This is a genomic window from Mesorhizobium sp. C268A, from assembly GCF_040324475.1.
In the GTDB taxonomy this organism is placed as follows: domain Bacteria; phylum Pseudomonadota; class Alphaproteobacteria; order Rhizobiales; family Rhizobiaceae; genus Mesorhizobium.
In genome coordinates this window covers 769,189-793,260 of the sequence record NZ_JAMYVX010000003.1, presented here as the reverse complement: position 1 = coordinate 793,260, position 24,072 = coordinate 769,189, and the positions used below count along the sequence as shown (strand labels likewise).

At 63.3% G+C, this 24,072-nt stretch carries 19 protein-coding genes, 1 other RNA gene and 2 pseudogenes; 16 read left to right on the top strand and 6 right to left on the bottom strand.

The window, feature by feature from the left end:
• Nucleotides 1–18: 18 nt before the first annotated feature.
• Nucleotides 19–807: pseudogene (locus NKL06_RS30700) on the top strand (LysR family transcriptional regulator); the annotation flags it as partial.
• A gap of 135 nt (nucleotides 808–942) precedes the next feature.
• Here NKL06_RS30700 and NKL06_RS30695 read toward each other — a convergent pair.
• Entirely contained in the window at nucleotides 943–2,172 is a 1,230-nt protein-coding gene (locus NKL06_RS30695; protein ID WP_023690859.1) for a lytic murein transglycosylase, read from the bottom strand.
• Between the two features lie 32 nt (nucleotides 2,173–2,204).
• The gene (locus tag NKL06_RS30690; RefSeq protein WP_023682151.1) at nucleotides 2,205–3,002 is read right to left on the bottom strand and encodes a glycoside hydrolase family 25 protein; all 798 of its coding nucleotides are present in this window, start codon (nucleotides 3,000–3,002) and stop codon (nucleotides 2,205–2,207) included.
• Nucleotides 3,003–3,285: 283 nt separating this feature from the next.
• Here NKL06_RS30690 and NKL06_RS30685 point away from each other — a divergent pair, with 283 nt between their 5' ends.
• A complete protein-coding gene (locus NKL06_RS30685; protein WP_023690860.1) occupies nucleotides 3,286–4,665 on the top strand; it encodes a serine hydrolase domain-containing protein in 1,380 nt (459 codons plus the stop codon).
• A 123-nt stretch (nucleotides 4,666–4,788) separates the two neighbouring features.
• Here the strand turns inward: NKL06_RS30685 and NKL06_RS30680 are convergent.
• The 3 genes and pseudogenes from NKL06_RS30680 to NKL06_RS30670 form a co-directional block, all read right to left on the bottom strand.
• Nucleotides 4,789–5,445 (bottom strand): annotated as a pseudogene (locus tag NKL06_RS30680) (class I SAM-dependent methyltransferase); the annotation flags it as partial.
• Complete coding sequence (locus NKL06_RS30675; RefSeq protein ID WP_031207996.1) at nucleotides 5,442–6,740, bottom strand: BtaA family protein; 1,299 nt, start codon at nucleotides 6,738–6,740, stop codon at nucleotides 5,442–5,444. The gene NKL06_RS30675 and the pseudogene NKL06_RS30680, both read right to left, overlap by 4 nt.
• Nucleotides 6,741–6,771: 31 nt before the next feature.
• Nucleotides 6,772–10,731, bottom strand: a complete 3,960-nt coding sequence (locus NKL06_RS30670; RefSeq protein WP_023807322.1) for a hydantoinase B/oxoprolinase family protein — start codon at nucleotides 10,729–10,731, stop codon at nucleotides 6,772–6,774.
• A gap of 177 nt (nucleotides 10,732–10,908) precedes the next feature.
• On the opposite strand from NKL06_RS30670, the gene NKL06_RS30665 reads away from it, so the two are divergent.
• From NKL06_RS30665 to NKL06_RS30635, 7 genes are all read left to right on the top strand, one after another.
• Complete coding sequence (locus NKL06_RS30665; RefSeq protein WP_023729355.1) at nucleotides 10,909–11,106, top strand: hypothetical protein; 198 nt, start codon at nucleotides 10,909–10,911, stop codon at nucleotides 11,104–11,106.
• Between the two features lie 204 nt (nucleotides 11,107–11,310).
• Nucleotides 11,311–12,030: a J domain-containing protein gene (locus NKL06_RS30660; RefSeq protein WP_023668261.1), complete on the top strand. Its 720-nt coding sequence runs from the start codon at nucleotides 11,311–11,313 to the stop codon at nucleotides 12,028–12,030.
• On the top strand, nucleotides 12,027–12,794 hold the full coding sequence (locus tag NKL06_RS30655) for an N-acetylmuramoyl-L-alanine amidase (protein WP_023690865.1): 768 nt from the start codon (nucleotides 12,027–12,029) through the stop codon (nucleotides 12,792–12,794). The genes NKL06_RS30660 and NKL06_RS30655 overlap by 4 nt, the downstream gene beginning before the upstream one ends.
• A gap of 183 nt (nucleotides 12,795–12,977) precedes the next feature.
• Nucleotides 12,978–13,682 carry a lytic transglycosylase domain-containing protein gene (locus tag NKL06_RS30650; RefSeq protein WP_023690866.1) on the top strand — a complete coding sequence of 235 codons (705 nt, stop codon included), beginning with the start codon at nucleotides 12,978–12,980 and terminating at the stop codon, nucleotides 13,680–13,682.
• 51 nt (nucleotides 13,683–13,733) lie between these two features.
• Nucleotides 13,734–14,131, top strand: an RNA gene (rnpB, locus tag NKL06_RS30645) — RNase P RNA component class A.
• 180 nt (nucleotides 14,132–14,311) lie between these two features.
• Nucleotides 14,312–14,596 (top strand): type II toxin-antitoxin system ParD family antitoxin, encoded by a 285-nt coding sequence (locus NKL06_RS30640; RefSeq protein ID WP_023690867.1) that lies wholly within the window; start codon nucleotides 14,312–14,314, stop codon nucleotides 14,594–14,596.
• Nucleotides 14,593–14,883, top strand: a complete 291-nt coding sequence (locus NKL06_RS30635; RefSeq protein WP_023690868.1) for a type II toxin-antitoxin system RelE/ParE family toxin — start codon at nucleotides 14,593–14,595, stop codon at nucleotides 14,881–14,883. Before NKL06_RS30640 ends, NKL06_RS30635 begins: the two co-directional genes overlap by 4 nt.
• Nucleotides 14,884–14,891: 8 nt before the next feature.
• Here the strand turns inward: NKL06_RS30635 and NKL06_RS30630 are convergent, their stop codons facing one another.
• Nucleotides 14,892–16,007, bottom strand: a complete 1,116-nt coding sequence (locus NKL06_RS30630; RefSeq protein ID WP_023690869.1) for a cystathionine gamma-lyase — start codon at nucleotides 16,005–16,007, stop codon at nucleotides 14,892–14,894.
• A 402-nt stretch (nucleotides 16,008–16,409) separates the two neighbouring features.
• Between NKL06_RS30630 and mraZ the strand changes: the two genes are divergently transcribed.
• The 7 genes from mraZ to mraY are packed head-to-tail and all read left to right on the top strand — an operon-like array spanning nucleotide 16,410 to nucleotide 24,072.
• A complete protein-coding gene (gene mraZ, locus NKL06_RS30625; RefSeq protein WP_023690870.1) occupies nucleotides 16,410–16,883 on the top strand; it encodes a division/cell wall cluster transcriptional repressor MraZ in 474 nt (157 codons plus the stop codon).
• Nucleotides 16,880–17,896: a 16S rRNA (cytosine(1402)-N(4))-methyltransferase RsmH gene (rsmH, locus tag NKL06_RS30620; protein WP_023690871.1), complete on the top strand. Its 1,017-nt coding sequence runs from the start codon at nucleotides 16,880–16,882 to the stop codon at nucleotides 17,894–17,896. Before mraZ ends, rsmH begins: the two co-directional genes overlap by 4 nt.
• Nucleotides 17,897–17,900: 4 nt before the next feature.
• Nucleotides 17,901–18,293 (top strand): cell division protein FtsL, encoded by a 393-nt coding sequence (gene ftsL, locus NKL06_RS30615; RefSeq protein ID WP_023682142.1) that lies wholly within the window; start codon nucleotides 17,901–17,903, stop codon nucleotides 18,291–18,293.
• A 14-nt stretch (nucleotides 18,294–18,307) separates the two neighbouring features.
• Nucleotides 18,308–20,032, top strand: a complete 1,725-nt coding sequence (locus tag NKL06_RS30610; RefSeq protein ID WP_023690872.1) for a peptidoglycan D,D-transpeptidase FtsI family protein — start codon at nucleotides 18,308–18,310, stop codon at nucleotides 20,030–20,032.
• 54 nt (nucleotides 20,033–20,086) lie between these two features.
• The gene (locus tag NKL06_RS30605; RefSeq protein WP_023690873.1) at nucleotides 20,087–21,541 is read left to right on the top strand and encodes a UDP-N-acetylmuramoyl-L-alanyl-D-glutamate--2,6-diaminopimelate ligase; all 1,455 of its coding nucleotides are present in this window, start codon (nucleotides 20,087–20,089) and stop codon (nucleotides 21,539–21,541) included.
• Nucleotides 21,538–22,971 (top strand): UDP-N-acetylmuramoylalanyl-D-glutamyl-2,6-diaminopimelate--D-alanyl-D-alanine ligase, encoded by a 1,434-nt coding sequence (locus NKL06_RS30600; protein ID WP_023690874.1) that lies wholly within the window; start codon nucleotides 21,538–21,540, stop codon nucleotides 22,969–22,971. The genes NKL06_RS30605 and NKL06_RS30600 overlap by 4 nt, the downstream gene beginning before the upstream one ends.
• Nucleotides 22,972–22,989: 18 nt before the next feature.
• Entirely contained in the window at nucleotides 22,990–24,072 is a 1,083-nt protein-coding gene (gene mraY, locus NKL06_RS30595; RefSeq protein ID WP_023668273.1) for a phospho-N-acetylmuramoyl-pentapeptide-transferase, read from the top strand.

The window sequence follows — 24,072 nt, the reverse complement described above, 5'->3', positions numbered from 1 at the left end:
TTAATCTAGGGATACACAATGCGCGGTTCTGAATTCGCCGAGCTCAAGGCATTTGCCGCAATCGTGGAAGAGCGTAGTTTCGTCCGCGCCGCCGCCCGGCTGCGTGTTTCCCCGCCGGCGCTCAGCCAGTCGATCCGGCAACTGGAGGCTCGCATCGGCGTCAGGTTGCTGAATCGCACGACGCGTAGTGTTTCACCCACTGGTGCCGGCGAGACGCTGTTTGCGCGCCTTGCCGTTGCGTTCGAAGAGCTAGAGGGCGCCGTAGCGGACATTCATGCCGCGCGTGATCGGCCGGCGGGTTCGCTACGAATAAACGTGCCGCGTGTTGCCGCGGTGCGGTTCATCGGCCCGATCCTTGGCGACTTCCAACGCGCCTATCCTGATATAGCGCTGACCGTCATCGTCGACGATACGCTGACCGACATTGTTCGAGGACGGTTCGATGCCGGAATCAGGCTTGGCGAGCGGCTGGAGAAGGACATGGTGGCAGTGAAACTGAGCGGGGATTTGCAGATGGCGGCGGTGGCCGCTCCCGTCTATCTCGAAAATCGGGCCATACCGCGCCATCCGCAGGAGTTGCATCAGCACCAATGCATAAAATTCCAGTGGCCTGGTGGCGGCAACCTCTATCGATGGGAGTTCGCGCGCGGCAAACGGTCTCTGGAAATCGCCGTCGAGGGCAGCCTGACTGTCAACGACACCGAGCTGATGCTGAACGCGGCGCTGGGTGGAGCAGGCGTTGCCTACATGATCGACTATCAGGTCCAGTCCTGGATCGATGCGGGCAGGCTGATGAGATTTCTAGAGCCCTGGTCGCCCAGCTTTCCAGGCTTCTTCCTGTATCACCCGAGTTCGAGGCACGTCCCCCGGCTTTGCGGGCATTTATCGACTTCTTCCGGGCAAGGAGTAGGGAATAAGGAACCCAGCTTGGGCAGATTCTACTCACAGTTTCCCCAAAAGCTCCGGCGTCGGCCAGCCGTCTACCGGCATGCCGAGCCGCATCTGTTCCTTGCGGATGGCTTCGCGGGTGTTGGTGCCCAGAATGCCGTCGACGGTGCCGACGTCATAGCCCCTGGCTTCGAGCTTGGTCTGCAATTCCTTCATCTGGTCGCCATTGAGCCCGGTTTCGGGATTGCGCGGGTCGAACTGCTGTGCCCCGGCCAGCCGGCTGGCGAAGTTGGCGGCGGTTAGCGCGTAGGTGAAGGACTGGTTCCATTCGAGATAGACGTCGAAATTGTCGTAGGCGAGGAAGGCCGGACCTTTGCGGCCCATCGGCAGCGCCAGGCCGGCCTTCAGGCCATTGTCGATCAGCGGCGTGCCATCGGGATTGGTGACGCCCCAGGCGGCCCATTGCGACAGCGGCAACTTGTTGGTGCGGCCGGTCTGCTCCCAGGGCATGTCCTCGGGCACGCGCACTTCCTCGATCCAGGGCTGGTCGCGTTTCCAGCCGCGCGACAGCACCTTGTTGGCCGTGGTCATGATCACGTCGGGTACGCTGCGCCTGAGGTCGACGATGCCGTCGCCGTCGCCGTCGACTCCGCGCGCGAGATAATCGGAAGGCAGGATCTGGGTCTGGCCGATCTCGCCGGCCCAGGCGCCGGTGACGTCGGCCGGAACGACGCCGCGATCGATCAGCGTCAACAGCGGCAGCAGTTGCGGCCGAAACAGCTGCGGGCGGCGGCAGTCATGCGACAGCGTCACCAAGGCGCTCAGCGTGTGGAAATCGCCCTGTACGGCGCCGAAATCGGTCTCCAGCCCCCAGAAGGCGGTGATGATCGGCGCCTGGACACCGAACTGCTGGTCGGCGCGCGCAAAGATTTCGGCGTATTTCTTCAGATTGGCCGCGCCCTGCTTCAGCCGGTAGGCCGAGATCATGCGGTTGGAGAACTGAATGAAGGTCTGGGCGAAGACGCCCTGGGCGCGGTCACGCGCGAGCACCTTGTCGTCGATGGTGGCGGCCTCCAGCGCGTTAAGGCCGACAGCGCCGACACCGGCTGCCTTGGCTTCCGCCGCCACGCCTTGCTTCCAGGTTTCGAAGTCGCCGCCGCATTCCTGCGCCGCCGCCGGCATCGCCGTAGCGCCGAGCAGCAGGGCCGCGAGCAGCCCGGAGCGCAGGCGGCTCTTCGACTGTTTCCGGCGTAAATATCCCAGTGGCTGCAGGTAGGTGCGCATGGGACGTCGAAAAGCAGGCGGCAGAGCCGGTGTCAACGGGTGTTCTGCCGCAGCCACTTTTTCCAGGCTGCCTCAGTGCCGTTGAAGACGTTGATATCGGACTTGCCGTTCATGCCGGGCACGATACCGGTTCCGGTGTATTGCCAGAAGGTGAAAGGGTGGCTGCCGTACTTCTGGCGGGGGTGGCCGGCCACCGAGCGCAGCCAGTAGGGATAGCCGCGGAAGGTCGCAAGGTCGTTATCGTCGAAGAAGTCGACCGAGGTGTAGATGATCGGCTTCTTGCCATAGTGCCGCTCGATCATCTCGAGAAAGGTGGTCATTTCGGCCCGCACCGTCGCTGAATCCGGGCGCAGCCGGCAGGTCGGCGATTGCGGGTTCCACTCCATGTCGAGCACCGGCGGCATGGCCGAGCGGTCGACGGGCACGTTCTGGATGAACCAGCGCGCCTGGGTGGCGGCAGGCGTGCAGAAATAGAAGAAATGGTAGGCCGCGCGCGGAATGCCATTGGCCTTGGTGCGCGACCAATGCTCGTTGAAATACTCGTCGAAACGGTCGCCGCCCTCGGTCGCCTTGATGAAGGCGAAGGAGATGCCGCTGGCCTTGGCCGTCGGCCAGTCGACCGAGGTCTGGTATTTGGAGACGTCGGTGCCGTGAACGGCATAGTTCCAAGGCGCGCCGCTATCCCATTCATGCGGCTTGGAGTCTTCGAAACGCGGTGCACGCACGGCAACCGTCGGGCTGCTGGATGGCGACATCGAGGGCACGAGATCGCCGGCGGTCGAGCAGGCGGCCAGCAGCGTCAACGTGATGAGGGCCGCGAAACGGCGCATCGCATTTCCCGAGCCGGAATCAGCCGGTCGCTGTTGGGTTGTCGTTGCAGGTGCCCCTCAGGCGATCGCCCCACAGCATCGCCTGATACGCTATTTTCGTGCATGTCGTTGTTCCAAAACCGCTGCGCACTTTTGGGCGACATGCACCAGTGATCGCCGATCATGGTTGATAACAGGTTGACGGCGCTCGACAAGAACACCGATTTTGCGGAAGCAATGGCGGCAAATCGATGACATAAATCGGGCCGCAAGCCACGGGCAGCGGAAAAGCAGGGACGGAAAGATGCGGATCGCCGTGAAGATCATCAAATGGCTGCTCGGCCTGGTCGTGTTGGCCATAGCCGCCCTGTTTACCTGGCTCTACGTCGCGCCGCCCGAACTGATCCGCGTCGGTTCCGGCTATTCCGCCAAGATTGTCTGCTCGAATGTTTTTATCGCCGGCCGTGATCCCAATGAGGTGCTTGCCATCGACGTGCAGGCGCCCGGCCATCCGCTTCTCAGGCTGATGAAGGTGTCGGTCGACAAGAACAGGGGGACCGTCTCGGCCGGGCTGCTTGGCTTCCTCGGCAAGAGCGTTGCCGTTGCGCGCGCCGGCCTGGGTTGCGCCTCGGTTCCTGATGGCGACGTCGGCAAGGCACGGCGCACGTCAATCCCTGCCGAGGCGTCGGCGGCCACCAAGGGCGATCTGTGGCCCGAGGGAGATCGAGTCGATGCCTCGCAAAATCCCGAAATCAACAAGATCCTCGACGGTGCGGCGATGACCGGCATCGGCATGCGCGCCGTGGTGGTGGTCAAAAATGGCCGCATTGTTGCGGAGCGTTATGGCGACGGCTTTTCGGCGAAAACGCCGCTGCTGGGCTGGTCGATGACCAAGACAGTCAACGCCGCGCTCGTCGGCACGCTGGTCAAGGACGGCAAGATGGCGGTGACCAATCAGGGCCTGTTCGGCTCATGGAAGGCGGACGGCCGCGCCGCCATCAGCCTTGCCGATATGATGGCGATGTCGAGCGGACTCGAGTTCAACGAGGATTATGGCGACGTTGCCGATGTGACGCGCATGCTCTACCTCGAACCGGATATGGCGGGCTTCGCCGAGGCCAAGCCGCTGACCGGCGACGTCGGCAAGGTCTTTTCCTATTCGAGCGGCACGGCGGTGATGCTGTCGCGGCTGTGGCAGGATGCTATCGGCGACAAGGACAAGGCGCTGATGTGGCCAAGGGCAGCGCTGTTCGGGCCGCTCGGCATGCAAAGCGCGGTGCTCGAAACCGACGAGGAGGGTACCTTTGTCGGCTCATCCTACCTCTATGCCACGGGGCATGACTGGGCGCGGTTCGGCCAATTCCTGCTGCAGGGCGGCGTCTGGAACGGCAACCAGATCCTGCCGGCCGGTTTCGTCGACTGGATGCGCGAACCGGCACCGGCCTCGAAAGTCTACGGCAAGGGGCAACTTTGGATCGAAGCCCCGGGGGACGAAGGAAATCCCGGCGCCGGCGTCGCCGCCGGCCTGCCCAACGATACCTACTGGATGGAGGGCCATGACGGCCAGACGGTCGCCATCATCCCGTCGGAGCAACTGGTGGTGGTGCGGCTGGGGTTGACGCCGGCCAAGCTCGGCTACCGGCCGCAGGTGATGGTCGGCGCGCTGATGAAGGCACTGCGCTAGCTCCCTTTACCCTCCCCTTGATGGGGAGGGCGGGGGCGTAGCGCCGGGCGGGGTGCCTGGCACTTCACCCCTACCCGCGCCTTCAGCGCGACCTCCCCCATCGAGGGGGAGGTAAGAGTGCGCGATCTTGACGACCGCCAGCCAGGCATAGCCGCGATAAAGCGCGCGGAAACAGAAGCTTGCGCCGGTTCGCCGAGATTCCGATTCCAGGACTTCGCGCAATGATTCACGTGGGGTGACATGGAATTTCTTGAGCCAGCCGCGCAGCAATGTCCGGAACCAGTTGGGCAAGCCTTCCTGCTGGCCGAAATCGACGACATGCAGCGAGCCGCCGGGCGCGAGTGCCGCAAGGGCTGCCGAAACCGTCTTTTCCCAACCGGGGATCATCGACAGCGAATAGGACACGAAGATGCGGTCGAAGCGCTCGACGCCGAACAGCGTCTTGGCGTCGAAATCGGTGGCGTCGCCGCGCGCCAGCACGGCGCGGCCGGACAGGCCGTCGCGGCCGATCGCCTTGCTCGCCGTCTCCAGCATCTCGGCCGAGATGTCGAGGCCGTAGAGGCGGGCGTCGGGATAGCGGCGGGCGGCAAGCGCGATGTTGCGGCCGGTGCCGCAGCCAAGTTCGAGCACTCTGCCATTCGCCGGCACATCCAGCCCGGCTATCATCTGGTCGCGGCCAAGCAGATAGTATTTGCGGGTCAGGTCGTAGATATGGCGTTGCCAGCGATAGACGCCGTCCATCAGTTCGGCATGGTCGGCCGGCAGCTCGCTCGCGCTCATGCCGCGCGCTTCACATAGAGGTGGAAGCCGCCATAGATGGCCGAGCGGTCGCGGGCCGAACAGTCGCGCGAGGCCTCGTCCTCGTAGGTCCACTGGTCGAGCAGCGAGATCGAGACGCGGCCCGGCAGCAGGCTGGGCTCGGCGGCGGTACGGAAGATGACTCGGGCGCCGACCGAGGCGGTGCGGGTGATCTCCGACCAAAGGGCATTGAGCTGGTCGTTCGTCATCCAGTCCTGCGCGTCGAGCAGGACGAAACGATCGACGGTGCTTGCGTCCTTGCCGGCCAGAAATTCGATCAGATTGGCGTGGTGGATGCCGACGCGATCGACATTGTTGCGGATCGCCTTGTAGTTGGCCTCTTCTAGATAGGCGGGCAGGGCGGCCTCACCCGGATTGGGATAGCGACGGGCGAAGGCTTGCCAAGCGAAGTAGTTGTTCTTCAGCGGAAAATCGCAAGCGAGCTTTTCCAGCCGGGCCTTCAGCACGCTGGCCATCGAACCATCGCCCGAGGTGATCAGCGAATCGTACTGCGCCGGCGGAATGCCGAGGCCGAACAGCGAAGCCTTGCGCGAGGTAGCCCAGCGCAACAGCTTCTTGTCGAAGACCCGCGCCAGCTCTTCGTTGAAGAAGCGGCGCTGGTCGGCGAGGCTCTTCGACGCCATGATACCGGCGGGATCGACGCCGAAGAATTTGGCGATGCGGTGGCCCATGGCGATGAACAGGCCGAGCAGGCCGGTCTGGTAGAAATTGCGGTCGAAGACGGTGATGCGCCGGCGGCCGCGCCAGCTGCGACGCTCCCAATAGTGGCGGCTGACCGGGTCGAGATGCGGCGCGATGAAGCGGTCATAGGCTTGCGAATTGTGGTTGGTGTCGGCGGCGCCGAAGAAACGGAACAGATCGCCCTGCGAGGGCAGATGCCGCACCGCCTCCAGCTTCATCCGGTTCAAGGCGATGTGGGCGGCGTTGAGGTCGACCGCATCGACGCGTTCAGGCGAGCGGGTGAGGTAGGCGAGGATGTTGCAGCCGCCCGACGCTATGGTGACGACGCGGTGGCCCTGGCCAAGCTGCATGGCCTCCATGTCGACTTCAGGGTCTTCCCAGATCTGCGGATAGACGAGACCGGAAAACAGAAGCGCAAACAGCCGTTCGGAAAGGCCGGCCTGCGACATCGGGCGGTTCTGGTAGACGGCTTTTCCAACTTCCTTGCCGCGGCGAAAAACGAGATCCGAGGAGACGTCCGTCATGGCAAAGTGATTCCCCATTTGCTTTGCCGCAAGCGGGTAACTCAGGGGCATGACAGGCGGGTGACAGGCTGTTGACGCGAGTTCAGGCCTTGCCAAATCCCCCCGGTGTCGGCGTCGTCAGGATGACGGCGTCGCCGCCGTCGAGCACGGTCTGGTCGCAGGCCTTCAGCGTCTCGACGCTGCCGTCCTGGCGGCGGACCTTGGTCGAGCCGACCTCGCCGTCACCGCCGCCATCAAGGCCTTGCGGCGGGCGGTTGCGGTGCGAGGACAGGATGGCGCATTCCATCTTTTCGAGGAAACGGATCGTCCGCCTGGTGCCGTCACCGGCATCCCATTTGCCTTTGCCGCCGGAGCCCTCGCGAATGTGGAAATCCTCGAGCAGCACGGGAAAGCGCAATTCCAGCACCTCCGGGTCGGTCAGGCGCGAATTGGTCATGTGGGTGTGGACGCCGGATGTCCCGGCAAAGCCGCGGCCGGAGTTCATCCGGCCTGCCGGCGAACCGGAGCAGATGGTCTCGTAATACTGGTACTGCTTGTTGCCGAAGGTCAGGTTGTTCATCGTGCCTTGCGCATTGGCCATGGCACCCATGGCGCCGAACAGCGCGTTGGTGACGTGCTGCGAGGTCTCGACATTGCCGGCGACGACGGCGGCGGGGTAGGCGGGCTTCAGCATCGAGCCTTCGGGGATGATGATGTTGATCGGCCGCAGGCACCCGGCATTCATCGGGATCATGTCCTCGACCATGACACGGAAGGCATAGAGCACGGCGGCGCGGGCGACGGGCTCGGGCGCATTGAAATTGTTCTTCTCGACCTTCGACGTTCCGGTGAAGTCCACGGTCGCCTCGCGCTTTTGCCGATCGACAGTAATCTTCACCTTGATCACCTGGCCGGTGTCGGTCGGGTATTCGTACTCGGAACTATCTGGCAGTCGCTCCAGCACGCGGCGCACGCTTTCGGCGGCGTTGTCCTGGACATGGCCCATATAGGCTTCAACGACATCGAGGCCGAAATGGGTGACCATCTTGCGCAATTCCGCCACGCCCTTTTCGTTCGCGGCGATCTGCGCCTTGAGGTCGGCGATGTTCTGGTGTGGGTTGCGGGCAGGATAAGGATGGTCGGTGAGCAGCGTTTGCAACTCCGCCTCGCGGAATTTTCCACGATCGACAACGCGGAAATTGTCGAACAGCACGCCTTCCTCGTCGACCGTGGTGGCCAGCGGCGTCATCGAACCGGGGGCAGTGCCGCCAATATCGGCATGATGGCCGCGTGAGGCTACGTAGAAGATTACTTCCTCCCCCCTTGAGGGGGAGGTGGCGGCGGAGCCGCCGGAGGGGGTCGTTGCGGCAGTGCTCGACGCTCTTGTGGTGCCTTCTGAGAGGACCCCACCCGGCCGCTGCGCGGCCATCCTCCCCTCAAGGGGGAGGGAAAACACCGGCGTCACCACGGTGATATCAGGCAAATGCGTGCCGCCATTGTAGGGGGCGTTCAGCGCAAAGACGTCGCCGGGATGGATGTCGCCGGAGTTCAGCCGGATGATGGTTTCGACCGAGCGGTCCATGGAGCCGAGATGCACCGGCATGTGCGGCGCGTTGGCGACCAGCGCTCCATGACGGTCGAAGACGGCGCAGGAAAAGTCCAGCCGTTCCTTGATGTTGACGGAATAGGCGGTGTTCTGCAGCGTGACGCCCATCTGCTCGGCGATCGACATGAAGAGGTTGTTGAAGACCTCCAGCATCACCGGATCGGCTTCGGTACCGAGGGCAGCCGTGCGCACTTTCCGTTCGGTGCGGCGGATGACGACGTGATTGAGGTTGGTGATTTCGGCCCGCCAGCCCGGCTCGACGACGATGGTCTGGTTCGGCTCGATGATCAAAGCGGGGCCTGCGACCAGGTTGGATGGGCGCAGATTTTCGCGACGATGGATGCCGGCTTCGTGCCACCGGCCCTCGGTGTAGATGCGCCGCGTTCCGGAAGCGCCGGCTTCAACCCGTGCCGGTCCGGCCGGCGCAATGGCCTCGGCCCTGGTCTCGGCGATTTCGCTGCCTTCGACACTGAGCGTCTCGACGATCATCGGCTTGTCGTCATAGACGAAACCGAACTGCGCCTTGTGGGCGATCTCGAAATCGCGCCTGGCCTGGAAGATCGAGTCGCCTTCGAAATTCACCGGCAGCGTGGTGTCGGTGCCGTCATAGCGGATGTGCAGCACCGGCTTTGCCGCAATCTTGTCCTCGGCGATGCCTTGCGCTACCAATTCGGCGATGACGGCTTTTTTCAACGTGCCGATGAGGCTGCCCATCTGGGTCCTGGATTCTTCGGCAAGCGGCTTCAGGAGCGCCTGCTGGCGCGACGCGAAAACCGACGACAGGCCGATACCATAGGCTGAGAGCAGACCGGAGAAGGGGTGGATCAGTACCGCCTCCATGCCGAGCGCGTCGGCAACCAGGCAGGCATGCTGGCCGCCGGCGCCGCCAAAACAGTTCAAGAGATATTCAGTGACGTCATAGCCGCGCTGCACGGAGATCTTCTTGATGGCATTGGCCATGTTTTCCACCGCGATGGTGACGAAGCCTTCGGCGACGGCTTCCGGCGTGCGGCCATCGCCGATTTCGACGGCCAGCGCAGCGAATTTTTTGCGCACGGCGGCCACATCGAGCGGCTGGTCCTGGCCTGGGCCGAAAATTGCCGGGAAGAAATCGGGCTGCAGCTTGCCCAGCATGACATTGGCGTCGGTGACGGCCAGCGGGCCGCCGCGCCGGTAGGCGGCGGGGCCAGGATTGGCGCCGGCGGAATCCGGGCCGGCGCGGAAACGGCCGGCTTCGTAGTGCAGGATCGAGCCGCCGCCGGCAGCGACGGTATGGATGCGCATCATCGGCGCACGGATGCGCACGCCGGCGACCTCGGTGTCGAAGGCGCGCTCATACTCGCCGTCATAATGGGCGACGTCGGTCGAGGTGCCGCCCATGTCGAAACCGATGACTTTCTCGAATCCGGCGAGTTTCGCCGTCTCGACCATGCCGACGACACCGCCGGCCGGGCCGGACAGCAGCGCGTCCTTGCCCTGAAACATGTCGGCGGCGGTAAGCCCGCCCGACGACATCATGAACATCAGGCGAGGGTTCTCCCTCCCCCTCGAGGGGAGGGTGGCGGCGAAGCCGCCGGGTGGGGTCGCCGCGGCAGTGCTCGACGCTTTGGTGGTGCCTCCTGAGAGAACCCCCTCTGGCCGCTTTGCGGACTGCCCTTCGCTATGGCTCCGGGCATTCGTCGCTGAAAAAGCCAAATCGTTGGCTTTTTCTCGGCCTTTGGCCGACCGCTCCTCACCCCCCACAAGTGGGGAGATTGGCGTCGCGCCCAGTTCTCCCGCCACCCTTTGCACATAGCGCGACAGGATCGGCGACAGATAGGCATCGACCACGGTGGTGTCGCCGCGGCCGACCAGTTTGATCAGTGGCGAGACTTCATGGCTGACCGAGACTTGGCTGAACCCGATCTTGCGGCAGACTTTCGCCACCGCCTTCTCGTGGTCGGGATATTTCCAGGCATGCATGAAGACGATGGCCACCGCATCGATGCCGTCAGCCTTCGCCTGTTCGATGGCGGGGCGGCAGGCAGCGATGTCGAGCAGGCGCTCGACCTCGCCATTGGCGCGCACACGCTCGTCGATCTCGATGACCCGCTCGTAGAGCTGTTCCGGAAGGACGATCTCCTTGGCGAAGATGTCTGGCCGCGCCTGATAGGCGATCTTCAGCGCATCGCGAAAGCCCTTGGTGATGAGCAAAAGCACACGGTCGCCCTTGCGCTCCAGCAGCGCATTCGTGGCAACGGTGGTACCCATCTTGACGTCACCGACCAGGCCCGGAGGAATAGCGGTGCCGGATTTCAGCCCCAGAAGCTCGCGGATGCCGTGTAGGGCCGCATCGGGATAGGCTTCGGGATTTTCCGACAGGAATTTCCTGGGATGCAACCCCCCTTGCGGATCACGTCCGATCACGTCGGTGAAGGTGCCGCCGCGGTCGATCCAAAAATCCCATTTCTTGTCCACGCAGAACTCCGGCATTGCATTTGGGTCCAGACTGTTAGTTCGGCATCGCCCGGCCCGCAATCGATAGTGCGCGGATGTTACATCAGGAAACGCAACGTTACGAAACTCATGGCCGTTTGATGCATTTTGCCTTCGACCGTTCACCGCAACGTGAGCGTGTGTTGAAGGAGAGATGTCATGAAAAAGCTCATTCTTGCTTCCGTTTCCGCCCTGGCCCTGTTCGGCGTTGCCGCCTGCAGCGACAGCGCTACGGATAACACCACCACCCAGAGCACCAATCCGCCAGCCGCCGAGCCCATGAAGCCGGCGACGCCGGATGCACCGAAGCCTGCAGAACCGGCTCCGGCAACACCTGCTCCTGCCCCCGCGCAGTAGCAGCAGTCTCGGTCACTTTGACGTGACGAGAGAGGAGGCCGGCTTCGCGCCGGCCTTCCTGCGTTTAGGTCGATTCGGGGCTCAAGGGCCTTGAACCGGCTCTTTCCTACGGTTTGGGATCTGACGCGTCGGTTGCTTGCGTAAATCGATCCTGCGGCGCTGTCTTGGCTTGATAGCAATAGCCGGCGGCCCTAATAAGCGCTCATGTCGATTTGGGATCGCCTCGGCGACTTCATCACCCGCGTTTCATCTTCAGCCACGTCCGGCGTCGCCGATGTGGTCGAGGCCGTGCGCACGGTTTTCTCCGGTGACGCCGATCTGCGCCGGCGCGTCGCCTTCTCTGTGGCGATGATTGCGCTGTCAGCCAAGATGGCCAAGGCCGATGGCATCGTCACCCAGGACGAGGTTCGCGCGTTCCAGGAAATATTCGAGGTGCCGCGAGAACAGACCCGCAATGTGGCGCGGCTTTACGATCTGGCCAAGCGCGACGTCGCCGGGTTCGAGACCTATGCCGAGAGTATGGCGCAGATGTGCGGCTCGGGCCATTCGAACTGCGTCATGCTGGAAGACATACTCGACGGTCTGTTCCATATCGCCAAGGCGGATGGGCTGGTGCATGAGCGCGAAGGGATTTTCCTGCACCGTATTGCCGAGATTTTTCGCATCGACGAGGTGCACTACGAAGCCATCATGGCCAGGCACGTCAATCTCGGCGCCGGCGATCCCTATATCGTGCTCGGCATTGAGCGCGGCAAACCGTTCGAGGAGGTCAGGAAACGATACCGCAAGCTGGTCTCCGACAATCATCCGGACCGGCTGATAGCGCGCGGCCTGCCGCAGGAATTCATCAAGATTGCAACGACCAGGGTCGCGGCGATCAACGCGGCCTATGAAATGATCGAGCGGGGCCTCAGGCACGCATGAGCGGCTTCCCGCCCGACGAGCCAAGCGCGGAGGTCAGGGTATCGCCGAATTTCGGCCCGCGACGCGAAACGCTCAGGCCCGACATGATCGTGCTGCACTATACCGGCATGGCGACGGGTGCTGCCGCGGAAGCCTGGTTGTGCGACCCCGCAAGCGAAGTCTCGTCGCACTACCTCGTCCATGAGGACGGTCGCATTATCCAGATGGTGCGCGAAAGCGACCGCGCCTGGCACGCCGGTGCAAGTTCCTGGTTCGGTCGTCGCGACATCAACTCCTGTTCGGTCGGCATCGAAATCGTCAATCCCGGCCATTCGCTCGGCTATTCGGCCTTTCCCAAGCGGCAGGTGGAAGCGGTGATCGGGCTTTGCCTTGGTATCATCGAACGCCATTCCATTACGGCGCAAAGGGTGCTTGCCCATTCCGACATCGCGCCGGGGCGCAAGATCGACCCGGGCGAGAAATTCCCCTGGAATGCGCTGTTTGCGGCCGGGGTCGGCCATCTCGTGCCTGCGGCGCCGGTCCGGCGCGGCGCGGTGCTGAAAGCCGGCGATACCGGCGCCGAGGTCGAGGCACTGCAGTCGATGCTGGCGCTCTATGGCTATGGCGTCGAGATATCAGGTGTCTTCGACCGCCAGACCGAAATCGTCGTCGAAGCTTTTCAGCGGCATTTCCGACCGCGCCGGGTGGATGGTGTCGCCGACGGCTCTACGTCTAGCACGCTGCAAAGCCTGCTGACTTCCCTTAGGTCAGTTGCCTCTAAATAATCTTTTTCTGAAATTCAAGTTACAGCCTGTCACTGAAAGTGAATTGCCTCGCCTTGTTCGACACAAATTCCGCCCTCAAAGGCGGTTCGTGCAAGTTATCGGACCTCCAGCCCCCCGGATGCTCCGATATTGATTAGGCTTGCTGCGTGAAGATCTTCGCGCGGCCAAACAGAACAGGACCACATGCAGAAATTGACCGTTGTAACGGCAGCCATTGCTGTCGGCGTAATGACTTTTGCCTTCAGCACGGCCGATGCCGCACCACTGAGCCAGAGGGCAGACCAGGGCTTCATCGCCGCACCCGCCAAAGCCACCATGACGAAGGCAAACCCGAAAGCAAAAAGAGCAATCACCGCGAAAGTGCGCAAAGCAGCCGTGGTGAAGGCCAGAAAAGCCACGGCCAAGAGGCATTTTAAGCGCAACAGGAAGAGCGTCGACCTGACGACGACCGCATCGATCCGCCCAAGCACCGCTGCGGAGTCGACTGCGGCAGCCGCGCTTGGCGGCCAGTATTCGGCAATCATTGCCCGCTATGCTGCGGCCGAAGGCGTGCCGGTGTCGCTGGCCCAGGCGGTCATCAAGATCGAGAGCAACTACCGGCCGAACATCGTCGGCAGCGCGGGTGAAATCGGCCTGATGCAGATCAAGCCGGCAACGGCGCGGATGATGGGGTATAGCGGCTCGGCCAAGGGTCTGTTCGATCCCGACACCAACATCAAATACGGCATGAAGTACCTTGCCATGGCGCGCAATCTCGGCGGCGGCACCACCTGCGGCACGATCCTGAAATACAATGCCGGCCATGCCGCGACGCGGATGAACCCGGTGTCGGCGGCGTATTGCGGCAAGGTCAAGGTGCAGTTGGCGGCATTGGGATCGCCGGCATAAAGTCTGCTTTTTCATTTGCGTTTTGGAACGTGAACCCCTTTATACGCTCTGCCAGCTGGCCGGGCGGCCGCACCCGCAAAGCCGAAAGGCTGCGGGTGAGGAAAGTCCGGGCTCCATGGAGACACGGTGCCGGTTAATGGCCGGCGGGGGCGACCCCAGGGAAAGTGCCACAGAAAGCAAACCGCCACGATTTATCGGGGCAAGGGTGAAAGGGTGGGGTAAGAGCCCACCGCGCGACTGGCAACAGGAGCGGCACGGTAAACCCCACCGGGAGCAAGACCGAATAGGGACGGTGCGAGGGGAAACCTTCGAGGGCTGTTTCCGGCTCACCGTCCGGGTAGGTTGCGTGAGGCGCATGGCAACATGCGCCCAAGATGAATGGCCGCCACGTTCTCGCCCCGAAAGGGGCGAGGGCCATACAAAACCCGGCTTACAGGCCAGCTGGCAATTTCTCCCTCATATCGCGATTAATCCTTTGGATCAGCAGTCTGCGCCTTCGGGCGCAGCTGGCGATTCAGGTGCTTGAGCGATTGAATCAAGTACGCATGCTGGGGTCGAGACAAACGCATCCTTGAAGCTGGTACGATTTAATCGTACCATGATTGTCATGGTTTGATCAGGAGCGCATCATGGGTCACGTCGACAAACGCAGCATCACGCTTTCGCCGGAACTGGCGGCGGCGGTCGACGATGTCGTGGCCGCCGGCGAATATGCCTCGGCCAGCGAAGTCATCCGTGATGCGCTGCGGCAATGGAAAGACCGCCGCGATCTTCTCGGCTACACGGTCGAGGAATTGCGCAGGCTGGTTCAGGAGGGGATCGACAGCGGACCGGCGGTGGACGGCCAGCCCTTCATGGACCGGCTGCGAGCCAAATATCACAGGATGTCGGTAGCTGCAGGCTCGGAAGAGTGAAACGGCTGCTTCCTCAGGCGATATCAGATGTCGAAGGCGTCGGTGACTACATTGCGGAACATAGCCCAAAGGGAGCCATGCGCCTTGTGGACGCTTTGGAGAGGCGCTGGACACTGCTCACCTTGCACCCGTTCTCAGGTGCGCCGCGCGATGATATCGCGCCCGGCATTCGTCATCTGATCGTCGGCGAATATGTCACTCTGTATCGCATGGGCGAAGACGCGATCGAGATCGTCCGCGTTTTGCACGGCAGGCGCGATATTGGCGCCGACGACTTGGTGACCTAACCGCCAGCTCAGATGCCGATCTTGTCCAGCGATGCCTCGATCGCCTGCCAGAGTTCTTCCACCGGCTCGCAGCCCACCGACAGGCGCACGAAGCCGGGCGGAACCGAATCTCCTCGCTTGGCCCGCCGCTCGGCGGAGGTGTGGACACCCCCGAACGACGTTGCCGCCTGCATCAGCGTGCAGTTGTTGATGAAATCCTCGGCCTTTTCCTGGGAGAGGAGTTCGAAGGACATGAGGAAGCCGAAGCGCTCCATCTGCGCCCGGGCGAGGTTGTGCGACGGGTCGCCCTCCAGCCCGGGGTAGCGCAAGCCGCTAACGGCGCGATGGTTTTTCAGGCGCTTCGCGATCACCTCGGCAGAAGAACACATGCGGTCGAAGCGTACCTCCAGCGTCTCCAGGCCGCGATGCACCAGCCAAGCCTCGAACGGGCCGGGAATGCCGCCCGCGGTCTCGCGCCAGCCGGTGACGTCCGCGATGATGTCTGGATTGCGGCTGGCGACATGGCCGAACAGCACGTCGGAATGCCCGTTGGCCGCCTTGGTGTCGGCAGCAACGACGATGTCGGCGCCGAGATCGAGCGGGCGCTGGCCGAACGGCGTCATCGTGGTGTTGTCGACGACGACGATCGCGCCCGCTTGGTGCGCGGCCTCGGCGACCGCTGTGATGTCGCAAATGTCCAATCGCGGATTTGACGGGGTTTCAACGTAGACAAGGCGGTAGCCGTCGAAGCCGCCGTCGAGGAATGTAGCTGTCGGCCGCAGATCATAGGCGACGCCGAAGGGCTTGAGGAAACGTTCGGCCAGCGCGCGTGTGGCATGGTAGCCGTCCGAAGGCAAAAGCACGCGGTCGCCGGATTTCAACAGGCCGAAAAACACCGCCGAGATTGCCGCCATTCCTGAGGGGAAGCCGACGCATGGCGCGTCTTCGAGATGCGCCAGCATGTGCTCGACTGCATCCCAGGTGGCGTTGCTGTAACGGCCGTACTGACTGTAGCCGGCGCCGTCGCCCGGGTTGTGGAAAATAGCGGCCATGGTCAGCGGCAATGGGATGGGGTCGCCTTTGGCAAGTCCGTCGCGACGCAGATGGGCAAGGGAGGCCGCGCGGGACCTGGCTGTTTCAGACATGGATTTCTGACCTTGTTGCTCAGCGAAAAGACTGACGACGCTATTCGCGGCAGTGATGCGCGGCAAGCCGCTTCCGCTTGGGCCAGCCCGCTCTAAACGGTTCGTTAGGCTTAATGGGAGATAAAGACGGGAGTGTTGTCAGAGCTGCTCTCACCGGTTGTGGCGCGCGCGTTTGTGAAGCCTGTTCCCGTTGACGCCCATAGTACCCCATGATATCCCATTTCGAAACCAAAGCCTTCGTTCCGCGTCAGGGTAAAGCGTACGCCAATCGGGCAGCCGCGGCGGCTGTGCGTTTGCGGGGTTTTGCCGCTGGGATCGAAGCGGATTTTCGGCAGGGGACGCGCTTCGGCGCGGACGAAAACATGGAGAGGGGTGCGGCGGCGGAAGCGGCTGCAGCGTGTCATGGACCGGTTTCTGTCAAGCGCGGTGAACAGGATCGATGCGAAGGGGCGGGTCTCCGTTCCGGCGCATTTCCGCGCTGTCGTGCAGAAACGCGGCTATTCGGAGCTCTACGCGCTGCGCGGACTGGACGTGCCTGCGATGGACGTCGGCGGCCTCGATCTGCTCGACCGCTACGAACAGCGCATCGCGCTGGAAGACCCTTTTTTGCAGACGGCGGACGATATGTCGTTCTTCTGCCATGGCGACGGGACGTTCCTGAAGCTCGATCAGGATGGCCGCATCACGATGAGCGATTTCATCCGCGAGCATACGGGCATCACAAGCGAAGTGGCCTTTGTCGGCCGTGGCAATTTCTTTCAAGTTTGGGAGCCTGGACGGCTGGCCGCCTATGGGGCGCAGGCGCGGGCCCGGCTTTTGCAGCTTCGGCAGGGGACGAAGGCTCACGAGGGCAAGGCTGGGGAGCGGCCGGAATGATGGCGGATCACGGCGATGATCTCAGCGCCGTTGGCGGACCGGTCCGCCACATTCCGGTCCTCCTTGCCGAAGTGCTGGAAGCGCTCTCGCCCAAAGAAGGCGATGTGATCGTCGACGGCACGTTCGGCGCCGGCGGCTACACCAAGGCGATCCTGGCGAGCGGCGCCTCGGTGGTGGCGATCGATCGCGATCCCGATGCGATTGCCGCCGGGCGCGGCCTGGAACAGCAATCCGGCGGCAGGCTAAGGCTGGTGCAGGCGCCATTTTCGACGCTGGACGAGCAGGTCGAAAGCGCCGACGGCGTTGTCCTCGACATCGGCATTTCCTCCATGCAGGTCGACCAGCCCGAGCGCGGCTTTTCGTTCCGCACCGACGGGCCGCTCGACATGCGCATGGCGCAGGCGGGCTTGAGTGCTGCCGACGTCGTCAATTCGTTCAAGATAGGCGACCTTGCCCGTATCTTCGGCTTCCTTGGCGAAGAGCGTAACGCCGGCCGCATTGCCCGTATGATCGAGAGCCGCCGCGAAAAACGGTTGTTTGAGCGTACGCTCGATCTCGCCGACGCCATCGAGACGCATATCGGCCGCGCGCCGAAAGACAAGATCCATCCGGCCACCCGCGTCTTCCAGGCGCTGCGCATATTCGTCAATGACGAGTTGGGCGAATTGGCCAAGGCTCTGGTGGCGTCCGAGCGGGTATTGAAGCCCGGCGGGCGGCTTGCGGTGGTGACGTTCCATTCGCTGGAAGACCGCATCGTCAAGCGCTTCATCGCCGACCGCGCCGACGTCGCCACCGGCTCACGTCATTTGCCCGAGGCGCACGCGCGCACTGCGACCTTCCGCAAGGCTGGTGGCGGCGTGACGGCAGGCGATGCCGAGGTCGCTGCCAATCCGCGGGCGCGCTCGGCCAGGCTGCGTACCGCCATCCGCACCGAGGCGCCGGCGCGCGCCGGTGATCTCACCATTTTCGGCCTTCCAAAGCTTCCCGGCATCCAGGCGCCGCGAGAGAGGTGAATACGTGTTTCGAACCAGCGACATAGTCCTGATCGCCGTCATGGTCTCGGCCGCGGCCCTGACCTACAAGGCCAAGCGCGAGGCCGAGGAACAGCTGGCTTCGGTGCAGAAGATCGAGGCGCAGATCCGCTATGAGGAGGACACGATCGACCTGCTCAAGGCCGACTGGAGCCTGCTGACCCAGCCGTCGCGCCTGCAGAAGCTGGCTGAAATCTACAAATCGCAGCTCGCACTCGAGCCGGTCAATGCGCGGCAGATCGTCGGGCTCGACGACCTGCCGGCAAAACCGCTCAACATCGAGGACCTGTCGTCGCAACGGCTTGGCGGCATGGCCGACAATTCCGGCAAAGGACCAGCCGACAAGGATCCCGTGGTCACCGGAGCCATCGTCCAATGATCGCTGGATTTCCAATGCGCGCCAAACTTCCGTCGGTCGGCAAATTGCTGAAGCGCCGCGCACGGACCGGCGAGGACGGCTCCATCGTGGTCGAAGGCGCGCGCAAGGCGACCGGCGGCAAGGCCAAGACCCGCATCGTGATGACGATGGCGGTGTTCTTCGGCATCTATTCGACCATCGCCGGGCGGCTGGTCTATCTCGGTTTCCAGTCCCCCGACATGTCGAATGGGCCGCAAAGCCGGGTGACGGCGTCGCGTCCCGACATCGTCGACCGCAACGGCGAGGTGCTGGCGACCGACATCAAGACGGCATCGCTGTTTGCCGAGCCGCGCCGCATCGTCGATGCTGACGAGGCGATCGAAAAGCTGTCGACCATTCTGCCAGATATTGATCCCGAGCAGACCTATCACAAGCTGAAGAGCGGCGCCGGCTTCGTCTGGCTGCAGCGGCAGCTGACGCCCAAGCAGCAGGCCGACATCATGCAGCTCGGCATTCCCGGCATCGGCTTTCGCACCGAAAAGCGCCGCTTCTATCCTGCCGGCGTGACCTCGTCCTACATTGTCGGCCTCACCAACATCGACAATCAGGGCATCTCCGGCATGGAGAAGTACATTGACGAGCAGGGCCTGAGCGACCTGCAGGCCTCAGGCTTGGCGATCGCCAAGGATCTGAAGCCGGTTCAGCTGTCGATCGACCTGCGCGTCCAGCATGTGGTGCGCGACGAGATTGCCGCCGGCCTCGAGCGCTATCGCGCCATGGGCGCCGGCGCCGTCGTGCTCAACATCAAGACCGGCGAAGTGGTGGCGATGGCCTCGGTGCCGGATTTCGATCCGAACAATCCCTTCAATGCGCAGGACAAGGACCGCCTGAACCGCATGTCGGCCGGCCTCTACGAGATGGGCTCGACCTTCAAGAGCTTTACCTCGGCCATGGCGCTCGATTCCGGCAAGGCGAACATGAACAGCCGTTTCGACGCCTCGCATCCGATCCGGGTCGGCCATCAGGCCATTCACGATTTCCACGGCAAGAACCGCGTGCTGTCATTGCCGGAGGTGTTCCTTTACTCCTCCAACATCGGATCGGCGCGTGAGGCCGAAATGGTCGGCATCGAGGGGCACCGCGAATTCCTGCATCGCCTTGGCCTTCTGGACAGGATGCAGACCGAACTGCCTGAGGTCGCGCGCCCGACCGAACCGAAGGTCTGGAAGCAGGTCAACTCCTTCACCATCGCCTTCGGCCATGGCGTGTCGACGACGCCGCTGCAGGCGGCCGTCGGCTGCGCGGCGCTGATGCAGGGCTATTTGATCCCGCCGACTTTCCTGGTCCGCAGCGAGCAGGATGCCATGGCGGCGGCCAAGAGAGTGGTCAGCGAAAAGACTGTGGAGGGCATGCGCTACCTCTATACGCTCAATGCCGAGAAGGGCTCGGCCAGAAACGCCAGGGCCCCCGGCTACCGCGTTGGCGGCAAGACCGGAACCGCCGAGAAGGTCATCAATGGCCGCTACTCGAAGGAACTGAATTTCAACACCTTCGTCGCCGCCTTCCCGATGGACGATCCGCAATATCTGGTGTTTACGATCGCTGACGCTCCGCACCCGGAAAAGCCAGGAATGACCGACGTTGCCGCCAACAATGCGGGTGTCATGGCCGGAAACATCATCAGGCGGGCAGCCGCCATGCTTGGCGTGAAGCCAGATTTCAGCCATGAAAATGGCGCAACGCTGGTTTCCTATCAGTGATTCTTAGGGCGCGCCGGCAACTGCGCGCCATTTTGTTGAGATAAACGGGGTTCGATGCACCTGAGAGATTTAGCCGGTATCCTGCCTGTCGAGGGAACATCTTCCCGCGATGTGGAGGTAACCGGGATTTCGTCGGATTCCCGCACGGTCAAGACCGGCGTGGTCTTTTTCGCGCTCGCCGGCAGCAAGGCGGATGGTTCGGCCTATGCCGCCGATGCGGCAAAGCGCGGCGCAGCGGCGGTTGTCGTTGGCAACGCCAGCGCCGTTTCCGGCCTGTCCGTCCCGGTGCTCAGCGTCGACGACCCACGCCTGGCGCTGGCGCTGAGCGCGGCACGTTTCTTCGGCAGCCAGCCGGAGACCATGGTCGCGGTTACCGGCACCGCAGGCAAGACCTCGGTCGCCGCCTTCACCAGGCAGATCTGGGAGCAGGCCGGCTTTGCCGCCGCGTCCATTGGCACCACCGGCGTGGTGGCGCCGGGCCGCAACGACTACGGTTCGCTGACCACGCCCGATCCGGTGGCTTTGCACCAGTTGCTCAAGGAATTGGCGGAGGCCGGCGTCACACACGCCTCGATGGAGGCTTCCAGCCATGGTCTCGACCAGCGCCGTCTCGATGGCGTCAAGCTCGCCGCGGGCGGTTTCACCAATCTCGGCCGCGACCATATGGACTATCATCCGACGGTCGAGGACTACCATCGCGCCAAATTGCGCCTGTTCGACACGCTGCTGCCGAAAGGCGCGCCGGCGGTCATCTTTGCCGACGATCCGTGGTCGGCGCCGACCATCCAGGCTGCGCAGGCCGCGGGGCTCAATGTGCTGACTGTCGGCCGCCATGGCGATTTCCTGCGCCTGAAGCGGGTCGAGCACGAGCGCCACCGCCAGCGCGCCGAGGTCGAAGCTGACGGCGTGCTCTACGAGATCGACCTGCCGCTCGCCGGCGACTTCCAGATCGCCAATGCCCTGGTTTCGGCCGGGCTGGCCATTTCCACCGGAACGCCGGTCGCCAAAGCTTTGATGGCGTTGGAGAAACTTCAGGGGGCACCGGGACGGCTCGACCTTGTCGGCGCCACCGCCAATGGCGCGCCCGTCTATGTCGACTATGCCCACAAGCCGGATGCGCTGGAAAATGTACTGGCCGCCGTGCGCCCATTCACCACCGGGCGCGTCATCGTCGTGTTCGGCTGCGGCGGCGACCGCGACCGGGGCAAGCGGCCGATCATGGGCGAGATCGCCACGCGGCTCGCCGATGTCGTCATCGTCACCGACGACAATCCGCGCTCGGAAGTGCCGGAAACGATCCGTGCCGCGATCCTGGCGGCCGCGCCCGGCGCCATTGAAATCGGCGACCGCCGCAAGGCGATCCACGAAGCGGTCGCCATGCTGAAAGCGGGCGATACGCTGATCGTTGCCGGCAAGGGCCATGAAGAGGGCCAGACCACCGGCGCCGAGACTTTTCCGTTCTCCGACCACGAAGAAGTCCGCTCGGCGCTGCGGGAGCGGGCCGCATGAGCGTGCTCTGGACTTCCGAGGCGCTGGTCGACGCCATGGGCGGTCGGCCGCTCGGGCCGATGCCGGAGGGAATTTCGGGGATCTCGATCGACAGCCGCAGCCTGCAGCCGGGCGACGCCTTCTTCGCCATCAAGGGCGAGGCGATGGACGGCCATGACTTCGCGACCGCGGCGATCAAGGCCGGCGCCGGCGTGCTGGTCGTTGCTGAGGGCAAGTTGCCGTCGCTCGGGCGGCTGACGGCGCCGATGATCGTGGTGCAGGACGTGCTGGCGGCGCTGGAAAAACTCGGTGTCGCCGCCCGCGCGCGTTCCAGCGCAAAAATCATCGCGGTGACCGGATCGGCCGGCAAGACCACCACCAAGGAGGCGCTGCGTCATGTGCTGTCGGCCGTCGGCACGGTGCATGTTTCGGCGCAGTCCTTCAACAATCATTGGGGCGTGCCGCTGACGCTGGCGCGCATGCCGGATAATTGCAACTATGCTGTGTTCGAGATCGGCATGAACCATCCCGGCGAGATCCGGCCGTTGGTCAAGATGGTCCGGCCGCATGTCGCCATCGTCACGATGATTGCCGCGGCGCATCTCGGCTTCTTCAGAAATCTCGACGAGATCGCCAAGGCCAAGGCCGAGATTTTCGAAGGCATCGAGCCCGGCGGTGCGGCCTTGCTCAACCGCGACGATGCGCGCTGGAAGCTGCTCGACAAGATGGCGCGGGCCGCCGGCGTCGAACATGTCTTTGGCTTCGGCGAGAATGCACGGTCGACCTACAAGCTGACCAAATGCGAGCTGCATGCCGATCATTCCGATATCACCGCCAGGATCGGCGGTCAGGATGTCGTTGCCCGGCTCGGCGCGCCTGGCCGCCACATGGTGCAGAATGTGCTCGCCGTTCTTGGCGCGGCGCATCTCGTTGAAGCCGACATCGGCAAGGTGGCCTTGGCACTGGCCGATCTGTCGGCCGAGCGTGGCCGTGGGAAGCGCCATATGCTTCGCCACCCCAAGGGACCGATCACACTGATCGACGAGAGCTACAACGCCAATCCGGCCTCGATGGCTGCTGCCATGGCGCTGCTCAACGCGACGCCTGTCACGGGCGAGGGCCGGCGCATCGCCGTGCTCGGCGACATGCTCGAGCTCGGCGACCATTCGGCCAAGCTCCATGCAGCCCTTGCCGAGTTGATCGTCGGCACCGGCACAAACACGGTCTTTCTCGGCGGTCCGGAAATGCGGGCGCTGGCAGACATCCTGCCCGACGAGATCAAAACGGAATACCGCGCCGGCGCCGAGGAATTGAAGCCGCTGCTGTTGTCGACGCTGAAGGCCGGCGACGTGGTGATGATCAAATCGTCGAAAGGCATCGGCTTTTCAAAGCTGGTCGAGGCCTTGCTCGGCAAATATCCGGCGGAAGCCGCAGGCACGAAACAGAACTAGTCCGGGGAACGGAATCGTATGTTTACATTGCTCGTCGATTTTGCGGACAAGGTCTCGGTCTTCAATGTCTTCCGCTACATAACTTTCCGCACCGGCGGTGCGCTGATCACCTCGGCGCTGATCGTCTTCATCTTCGGGCCGACCATCATCAATTCGCTTAGGCTGCGGCAAGGCAAGGGCCAGCCGATCCGCGCCGATGGCCCGCAGACGCATTTCAAGAAGGCCGGCACGCCGACGATGGGCGGGCTGATGATCCTGTGCGGCATCGTCGGCTCGTCGCTTCTATGGGCGAACCTCTCCTCGATCTATGTCTGGGTGGTGCTCTTGGTGACGCTGGGCTTCGGTTCGATCGGCTTTTACGACGACTATCTCAAGGTAACCAAGCAGTCGCATCTCGGCTTTTCCGGCAAGGCGCGGCTGGCGTTGGAATTCGTCATCGCCGGCATCGCCGCCTGGGCGATCATGCATAATGGCCAGGCGCCGTTCTCGTCGTCGCTGACCTTCCCCTTCGCCAAGGAATTCATCATCAATCTCGGCTGGTTCTTCGTGCCGTTCTCCTGCTTCGTCATTGTCGGCGCCGGCAATGCGGTGAATTTGACCGATGGCCTCGACGGGCTGGCGATCGTGCCGATCATGATTGCGGCGGCATCCTTTGGCGTCATCGCCTACCTCTCCGGCAACGCGGTGTTCGCCGAATACCTGCAGATCCATTTCGTGCCCGGCACCGGCGAGCTGGCCGTCGTGCTCGGCGCCGTCATCGGCGCCGGCCTCGGCTTCCTCTGGTTCAACGCGCCACCGGCGGCGATCTTCATGGGCGACACCGGTTCGCTGGCCATGGGCGGCCTGATCGGTACGGTCGCGGTCGCCACCAAGCACGAGATCGTGCTGGTCATCGTCGGCGGATTGTTTGTCGTGGAAATCCTGTCGGTCATCATCCAGGTCGGCTACTTCAAGATGACCGGCAAGCGCGTGTTCCTGATGGCGCCGATCCATCATCATTTCGAAAAGCTCGGCTGGACCGAAAGCCAGGTGGTGATCCGCTTCTGGATCATCGCCGTCATCCTGGCGCTGGTCGGCCTGTCGACCCTCAAGCTGAGATAG